5 protein-coding genes are annotated in these 7790 nt (G+C 68.4%); 2 read left to right on the forward strand and 3 right to left on the reverse strand.

Going from position 1 to position 7790, the window contains the following annotated elements; genetic code table 11:
- The first annotated feature begins 1 nt into the window (after position 1).
- Entirely contained in the window at positions 2-1012 is a 1011-nt protein-coding gene (locus AC3EO7_RS21605) for a stage II sporulation protein M (RefSeq protein WP_431966204.1), read from the forward strand.
- 743 nt (positions 1013-1755) lie between these two features.
- Here the strand turns inward: AC3EO7_RS21605 and AC3EO7_RS21610 are convergent.
- On the reverse strand, positions 1756-3936 hold the full coding sequence (locus tag AC3EO7_RS21610; RefSeq protein WP_435592229.1) for an MMPL family transporter: 2181 nt from the start codon (positions 3934-3936) through the stop codon (positions 1756-1758).
- Between the two features lie 40 nt (positions 3937-3976).
- Between AC3EO7_RS21610 and AC3EO7_RS21615 the strand changes: the two genes are divergently transcribed.
- Positions 3977-4705: a TetR/AcrR family transcriptional regulator gene (locus tag AC3EO7_RS21615; RefSeq protein ID WP_435592230.1), complete on the forward strand. Its 729-nt coding sequence runs from the start codon at positions 3977-3979 to the stop codon at positions 4703-4705.
- Between the two features lie 304 nt (positions 4706-5009).
- On the opposite strand, the gene AC3EO7_RS21620 is transcribed toward AC3EO7_RS21615, so the two are convergent.
- Positions 5010-6455 carry a hypothetical protein gene (locus AC3EO7_RS21620; RefSeq protein ID WP_435592231.1) on the reverse strand — a complete coding sequence of 482 codons (1446 nt, stop codon included), beginning with the start codon at positions 6453-6455 and terminating at the stop codon, positions 5010-5012.
- Between the two features lie 57 nt (positions 6456-6512).
- Entirely contained in the window at positions 6513-7280 is a 768-nt protein-coding gene (locus tag AC3EO7_RS21625; protein WP_431966195.1) for an SDR family NAD(P)-dependent oxidoreductase, read from the reverse strand.
- Positions 7281-7790: the final 510 nt, after the last annotated feature.

A 7790-nucleotide genomic window follows, 5' to 3' on the forward strand; every position in this document is an offset into this window, starting at 1 on the left:
TATGGACGTAGACGCATACAGTTACGCGCACCGGCGGTCCTGGGACCGGCTGGATCAGCTGTCGCGCAGGCGCAAGCTGAGCGGGGCGGAGTCCGACGAACTCGTCGCGCTGTACCGGCGGACGTCACAGCAGCTGGCCAGGCTGCAATCGCATAGTCCCGATCCGGAACTCATCGCCGGGCTCAGCGCCCTGCTGGCCAGGGCGCGCGGACGGGTGCTCGGCACCCGCGCCGACACCTGGGGTGAGATCGGTCACTTCTTCACCCACCGCTTCCCTGCCGCGGTCTACCGGGCGTGGCCGTGGTGGGCGTCGGTGGCCGCGCTGTTCGTCGCGGTCTCGGCATGGCTGGCGATCTGGATCGAGGGATCGGGCCGGGCTCGCGAGCTGTTCGGCATTCCCGCCGACAACTCCGCGGTCACCGCGCCGGGCGGCGCGTTCGAGACCTACTACACCGAGCACCCGAACGACGCGTTCGCCGCGCAGGTGTGGACCAACAACGCGTGGGTGGCGGCGATCGCGCTGTTCACCGGCGTGCTGATCCTGCCCGCGGTGTATCTGCTGTTCATGAACGCGATGAACGTCGGCATCACCGCCGGGCTGATGGCCGAGGCGGACCGGCTCGATTCGTTCTTCGGCTTCATCCTTCCGCACGGAACCCTGGAGCTGACCGCGGTGTTCGTGGCGGGTGGCGCGGGACTGAAGCTGGGCTGGACCCTCGTCGACCCCGGTCGGCTGAGCCGCATCGAGGCGGTCGCCCGGCAGGGCAGGGCGACGGCGACGATCGCGCTCGGTTTGGTCGGGGTGCTGTTCGTGTCGGGCCTGCTGGAGGGTTTCGTGACGCCGAGTCCGCTTCCCGCCCCGGTGCGAATCGGTATCGGCTTCGCGGCCGAGGCACTTTTCCTCGCCTACGTGTTCGGCGCGGGACGAAGGGCGGCGCTGGCGCAGGACGCGGCGGCGGCTTTACCGGTCGAAGAAGCGGAGAGTTGGCAGACAACCTCGGGCACACGCTGATCGGCGCGGCCTCGGACAATCGGCAGCAACGCCATGTATCAGATCGGTTGCGATATCCCCCATTTGAGTTCCGCTGGCCGCAGCGAGTCGCTGCTCAGCTGCGGCCAGCGTTACCGTCGACTCTACACAATCGTTATGCCCGCGCAACCCTCCACGCCGGTGGCGAGCGTATAAAGCAGCGCGCCAGCAAACCCCTCTGACCACACAGTTTTTCATACTGGCAGCTAACTCGTAGCTGACGCTCGATCGCCCGAATTTCGACCCTCCGAAACCCGCCCGAAGGGCACTCGAAAACCATTCGATCGGCCCTTCCACGCACCGAACAATGGGCTATGGAATGGTTAACCAAGGCATTTTTCGGGCACCGGTATGTATCTACAACAACGCATCTACCTGCGGTTTTGTCAACTCTATTTTTGATAACTACATGTTCCGGGAGTGAAAAGAGACCCGAAGTTTGTTTACCGCCGACCAAACAAGATCGACACCCGGTCGCAACGGCATTCGACGTACTCGCATCAGGCGGAAGTGGATGGTTGCCAGGCGCGGAATTGCGCGCCCGCACCCGAGTACCGAGCGGTACCCCAGCACCGAAACCGCAATCGAAAGCGGCCGTGTGACCTTCGCCTCACCGTCTCGCTCAGTGGGTCAAAAGGCCAGGGCCGAGCCGGTTTCGGGTACTGAAACGACGGCGTCCGGCCGAGCGTGAAAACCCGGCCGGACGCATTCAGGTGTGTTGACGATCACGCCTCCGCGAGACCGATTCGCGCGTGCACCAACCGCAGTGGGCGCGGCGCGAACCAGGCCGCCGGGCCGAGCAGCCGCATCGCCACCGGAACGAGCACACCGCGCACCAGCGTCGCGTCGATCAGAATGGCCAGCCCCGCGCCGAGTCCGAAGAACTGAATGAACCGCACGTCGCTCGTGACGAAGGCGAGGAAGCTGATCGAGATCAACGCCGCCGCCGTGGTCACCAACCTGCCGGTGCGAGCCAGCCCCTCGACGACGGCGTCGTGCGTGGACGCGCCCCTGTCGTGCATCTCCTTGATCCGGCTGATCACGAAAACCTCGTAGTCCATGGACAACCCGAATGTGATGCAGAACAACAACAGCAGCATCGACACGTCCAGCGGCGCGGGCGTGAATCCGAGCAGACCGGACAGGTGCCCGTCCTGGAAGACGAAGACCATCAACCCGAGCGTGGCCGCCAGGCTCAACACGTTCGACAGCAGCGCGCGCAACGGCTGCACGACGCTGCCGGTGAACAGGAACAGCAGCACGAAGGTGGTGAGCACGATCCACGCCACAGCCACCGGCAATCTCGATCCGATCGAAGCCAGGCTGTCGCGCAGCTCGGCGACCTGCCCGCCGACGAGAGCCGTTGCCGGAGCGGGCACATCGCGTACCCGGTCGACGAGATCGCGCGCCTCGGCCGAGTTTCGGTCGAGATCGGTGAGCACAGTGAGGCGTTGGGCGTCCGGCCTGGCGAACCGGGCGTCCGCGGGAGAACTCGCGGTGCGCTCGCCGCGGACGAAAGTGCCCGCGCTGGAATCGACCTGAGTGACGTGCGTCACTCGCGAGACCGCGGCCGCGTATTCGGCGAGCGGACCCGCCTCGACCCCCGAGGCCGTGACGACGGACAGCGCGTTGGCGTCACCGCCGCCGAAATCATCGCGCAGCGCGTCGCCGACCTGGCGCACGTCGGTACTGGTCGGCAGCACGCGATCGTCCGGCGTACCGAACTGGACGTTCAGCAGCGGCGCCGCGGCCAGCAGCAGCGCCGCCACCACCGGGATGCCGGTGACCAGCGGACGCCGCATCGCGAAGCTCGCCACCCCCGCCCAGAACGGCGCCGCGTCGCCGCGGATACCGCGCACGCCCGGGATCTTCCACGCGTCGGACTTGGCGCCGAGCGCGACGAGCAGCGCGGGCAGCGTGATCACGGCGGCCGTGGCCGAGATAGCGACCACACCGATGCCCGCGTAGGCGAACGAGCGCAGGAAGTACTGCGGGAAGATCACCAGCGAGGAGAGCGCCGCCGCGACGGTGGCCGCGCTGAACACGATGGTGCGCCCGGCCGTCGACACCGCGCCGACCACCGCGTCGTCGGGTGACGCGCCCGCCGCTCGCCGTTCACGGAAGCGGCTGACCATGAGCAGCCCGTAGTCCACGGCGAGGCCGAGACCCAGCGCGGTCGTCAGGTTCACCGCGTACACCGACACGTCGGTCATCGATCCGAGGATCGACAGCTCGGTGAAGGTGCCGAGGATCGCGACGCCGCCGACCACCATGGTGAGCAGCGCGGCGACCACATTGCCGAAGGCCAGCACCAGCAGCGCGAGGATCAGCGGCACCGCGATGCCCTCGGCCAGGCCGAGATCCGCGCCGATCTGTTCGGTGATGGCGTGGAAGATCGCGTTGGTGCCGCCGATCCTGACGTCGGCGATCGGGCCGTCGAAGCGGTATTCGGCGACGATCTGCTCGGCGATCTCGGTCTCCCTGGTGGGATCCTGATCGGCCCCGCCGGCCAGGATGACCGCGGCCGTGCTGTCGCCGGAGCGCATCGCGGGAGAGCCGGTGTCCCAGTACGACACCACGTTGACGAGCCGATCGTCGGCCGCCAGCCTGCGCGCGAGTTCCCTGCCGAATCCGGCGATCGCCTCGGCGTCGACGCTGCCCTGCTCGGCGCGGATCAGGAAGACGTAATCGGTGTCGGCGCCGAACTCGTCGGCCAGTTGCGCGGTGGCGGTGCTGGATTCCGCGTTCGGATCCTCCTGACCGCCGGGTTGCATCTTGCTGAACGCGGTGACGCCGAGCGCGCCGCCCGCGATCAGGGCGAGCACGCTCGCCACGAGTATCCAGCGAGCATGTCCGGCCACGTAGCGGCCGAGTCGTTCGAACATGTCGAGCCTCCAGTCGGGCATGTGTGCATGCGTAAACTTTGTGGGTGTTAACTTGCCACCGATGTGTGCGAGTGTCAACATCGAAGAGGTGACGACATCGGAATCAGCGACCGAACAGGCAGCGCGGCGCCCACACCGCGAAGGCCCCTATCACCACGGGGACCTGCGCAATGCCCTGGTGCACGCGGCCGCGGAACTCGCCGAGACCGGCGGACCCGAGGCGGTCACCGTCCGCGCCGCCGCCCGCCGCGTCGGCGTCACACCCACCGCCGCCTACCGGCACTTCACCAATCACGAGCAGCTGCTCGGCGCCGCGCAGGAGCAAGCGCAGCAGACCCTGTTCGATGCCATGGCCGAGACCATCAAGACGTTCCCGCCCGACGCCGACGCGGTGACCCGCCTGTTCGCGGTCGGGCGCGGATACATCGTCTTCGCCCTGCGCGAGCCCGGTCTCTTCCGCACCGCGTTCTGCAACCGCGAACAGGACGGCCCGGAGGACTGGGACTCCCCCGCCTTCGACCTGCTCTCGGATCTGCTGGACGAGCTCGTCGAGATCGGCTTCACCGATCCCGCGCACCGGCCGGACGCCGAGTTCGCGGCGTGGTCCGCGGTGCACGGCATGGCCTCGCTGCTCATCGAGCGGGCGCTGCCCGACCAGGGGCCGGAGGCGAGGGATCTGGCCATCGCGCGCACCCTCGCGATGATCGAGCGCGGATTGGCGACCGGGCCGAACGCCGCGGATTTCCACAGCAGTGCGCGGCGCGCAGCTATGCCTGACCAGGCGAACTGATCACCGCGGTGCGCACATCCTGTGGATAAACGGGCTGATGTCGGTGTGAGCGGGGCGCGGTTCCGTGTCCCCTGCGCGGCGCCGATCACGTATGCACAGGCCGGACGATGTGTCAGCACTTCATGAATAGGCGTTCTACCAGCGGAAACAATGCCTGGAACCAACGCGGCTCCGGCACTCACGCTGGTGCGCAAGGAGTTTCACGGACCATCGGGCGAGTTGTGCACAACCAGGCGCACATTCCCTGCGCCGCACACGTTTTCCACAGAAATGCCCGGGATATCCACAGGCTTGTGCGTGGTGGTCAGCCGACCCGCAAAACGCCGGTAACCGTGCCCTGCAACACCCGCCCGCTCGCGGTGACGAGCGGGGACATCTGAAGCGGATCGTCCACGATGGTGCCGGGCAGCGGCGTGTTCGAGACCACTGCTCCGGTGCCCGGATCGATGACGGTGAACGCGTAGCCGTCCAGTGGTGTGGTGACGTCGAGACCGCGCCTGGTCACCGTGTAGAGGTATCCGTCCGCGGTGGACAGGTGCGGCACGGCCGCGCTGCGGACGGTGTTCTCCCAGACCGTGCGGCAGCCGCCCGCGTCATCGATGTCGACCCGGGTCATCCCGCCCGCGAACGGCGCGCTCGGCGGCACGGCCGGGCCCGCGTCCTCCGGCACCGCGGGATACGGATAGCCGTAGGTGCTCGCCACGAACACCGACCCGCCGATGCCGATCGGCGAATTCTCGCTGCCCGCGCCGCCCTCGGTCAGCACCGGCTGTGAGCACACCGGCTGCCCGGTGCCCGAGGCGTAGACGAGCACCCGCACTTGTCCGTCGGCGTTGTCCACGATGGTGAGGTAATCGGCGCCGGTGCGCGGGCCGAAGTAGGTCGGGGTGGAGCCGGTGCCCCAGCTGAGCTGTCCCGGTTTACGCGCGGAGCCGCGGTCGTAGGCCGCGCGCCAGATCACCTCGGGCCGTCCGGACGCGTCGGCGTGGAGTTCGTAGAGGGCGTGCGTGGTCGCCACGGCGATCCGCCCGCTCGGCGCCGCCGAGATGCTGTTGGCCACCAGTTCACCGGCGGGCAGCGCCACCGTCGTCGCCACGCCCGCCGAAGTGACCAGGCCGACGAGTCCCTTGCCGGTGGCGAACCAGACGTTGCCCGACCAATCGGGCACCAACCCGGTCACGTTGTCGTCGGCGGGAATCGCGCCGGAGAGATCGGTGCGCGTGTCGACGCGCAGCTGCCAGCCACCCCCGGAGCCCTTGGCGTGCGCGACGCGCAACAGCGCGCGGTCACCGTCCACCACCACGAGACGGTCGGCGTTGTCCAGATAGGCGTACACGCCGCCGAGCAGGCTGCCCTTGGACAGTTCCAGCGAGGCGAGCGAGCGGCCGACCGGCCCGGCGCCCGGATCGAGCAGGTGCACCGTCGGCGCCCGCCCCACGATGGCGGTGCACAACGCGACGACGAGCCCGTCGGAGCCTTGAAGCAGCGTCGGGCACGCGGCGGCCAGCGGATAGGCGCCGACCCCGCGCAGGCCGGGCCCCGGCCCCGCCAACGGCGTCGCGTCCGAAGACCCCGCGTCGCCGTGCATGGTCGACGTGCCGTTCGGACCGAGGTGCGGATTCGGCGGCGCCAGCGGCCCCCACTGTTCGGCGGCCTGCGCCTGACCCGGCGCACCCAGCGCCAGCAGGCAGGCGGCGAACAGCGAGAGCGACCGTGCGTGCCGCGGCGGCACGCCAGAGGTGTTACCCATGGGAGTTACGTAATCAGACTGCGCGTCCGGGCGTCGCGAGGAGAACCTCGGCGGCCCTCACATCAACGCGCCGCCGTCGATGCGGATCTCGGTGCCGGTCATGTAGCGGCCGTCGTCGGAAGCGACCATCGCGACCACGCCCGCGATGTCCTCCGGCGTGCCGAGCGCGCCACCGTTGAGCCAGCCCGTCAGCCGCGCGAACAGGCTGTAGTCCACGCCCTCGGGCTGATCGAGGATCGACTTGGTGGTGATCCCACTGGTGATGCCCGCGGGCACGATGTTCACCGCGCGCAAACCCTGCTTGGCGTATTCCAGCGCGATCGAATGAGTGAACGAGCTGACCCCGCCCTTCGACGCGGCGTACGCGGCGAGATACGGCGCGGCGCTGTAGGCCGCGGTCGAGGACAGATTGACCACCACGCCGTGCCCCGAGTCCAGCAAGGCGGGCAGCGCGCTCTGCGTCATGAGGAAGGTTCCGGTCAGGTTGACCGCGATGACCTGGTTCCACGCGTCCAGCGGCATCTCGTGCGTCCGCGCGGGCTTCAGAATCCCCGCCGCGTTCACCAGCACATCCAGCCCGCCGAGAAACTCGAGCGCCGCGGTGGTCCCCGCCCGCACCGACTCCGCATCGGCGATGTTCACCTCGACCGCGCGAAACCGCTCACCCGCGTCCCCCGCCTTCTCCGCGGTGACATCCAACCCCGCCCGATCGATGTCGACCCCCACCAACTGCGCCCCCTCGTCGAGCAGCCGCAGGGCGATCCCCTGCCCGATCCCCGACCCAGCTCCGGTGACGACAACCCGACGACCCTCGTATCTACGCATGCCCAAAATTAGAACAGGTTCCTCCAAGGAATCAACCCGTTCCGGCACCACATTTCCCATTTCCCCACCTGAAACCAGTTCCAGAACCGCCCCACCCCACACCCCCGCGCAGCGCACACATATAGATAAGGCCCCCACACCCAGCCGCCCCACGAACGCCTCCCACCGAACCGCACCGACAACCCACTTCCCCCAACCCGCAGAACAGCCGCAACCCCCCATCGAAAGCGCCTAGTCGGACCCCACCAACCACCGCAGACGACACAAAGCATCCACTCGACGCCGACCGAACAGCCGCTCGCTACCAAGCCCCCTTCGGCACCCGCCAGATAGCGCGCCGCGCCGCCAACGCCCCCACCAGGCACCTATCGAACAGCACGCATCGGCACCCACCAAAAGTGCCCACTGGCACCTACCAAATAGCGCCCACTCGGTACCTACCAAGCGGGGGGCTAGGGGGCAGAGCCCCCAGGCGGGGCGTGGGGGGGGGGGGGGGGGAAGGAGAAAAAA

This window comes from Nocardia sp. bgisy118 (genome assembly GCF_057708605.1).

Coding starts and splice junctions, on each gene's coding strand:
- AC3EO7_RS21620 (WP_435592231.1), bottom strand. CDS start 6,455: ATGGGTAACACCTCTGGCGTGCCGCCGCGGCACGCACGGTCGCTCTCG.
- AC3EO7_RS21615 (WP_435592230.1), top strand. CDS start 3,977: ATGTGTGCGAGTGTCAACATCGAAGAGGTGACGACATCGGAATCAGCG.
- AC3EO7_RS21625 (WP_431966195.1), bottom strand. CDS start 7,280: ATGCGTAGATACGAGGGTCGTCGGGTTGTCGTCACCGGAGCTGGGTCG.
- AC3EO7_RS21610 (WP_435592229.1), bottom strand. CDS start 3,936: ATGCCCGACTGGAGGCTCGACATGTTCGAACGACTCGGCCGCTACGTG.
- AC3EO7_RS21605 (WP_431966204.1), top strand. CDS start 2: ATGGACGTAGACGCATACAGTTACGCGCACCGGCGGTCCTGGGACCGG.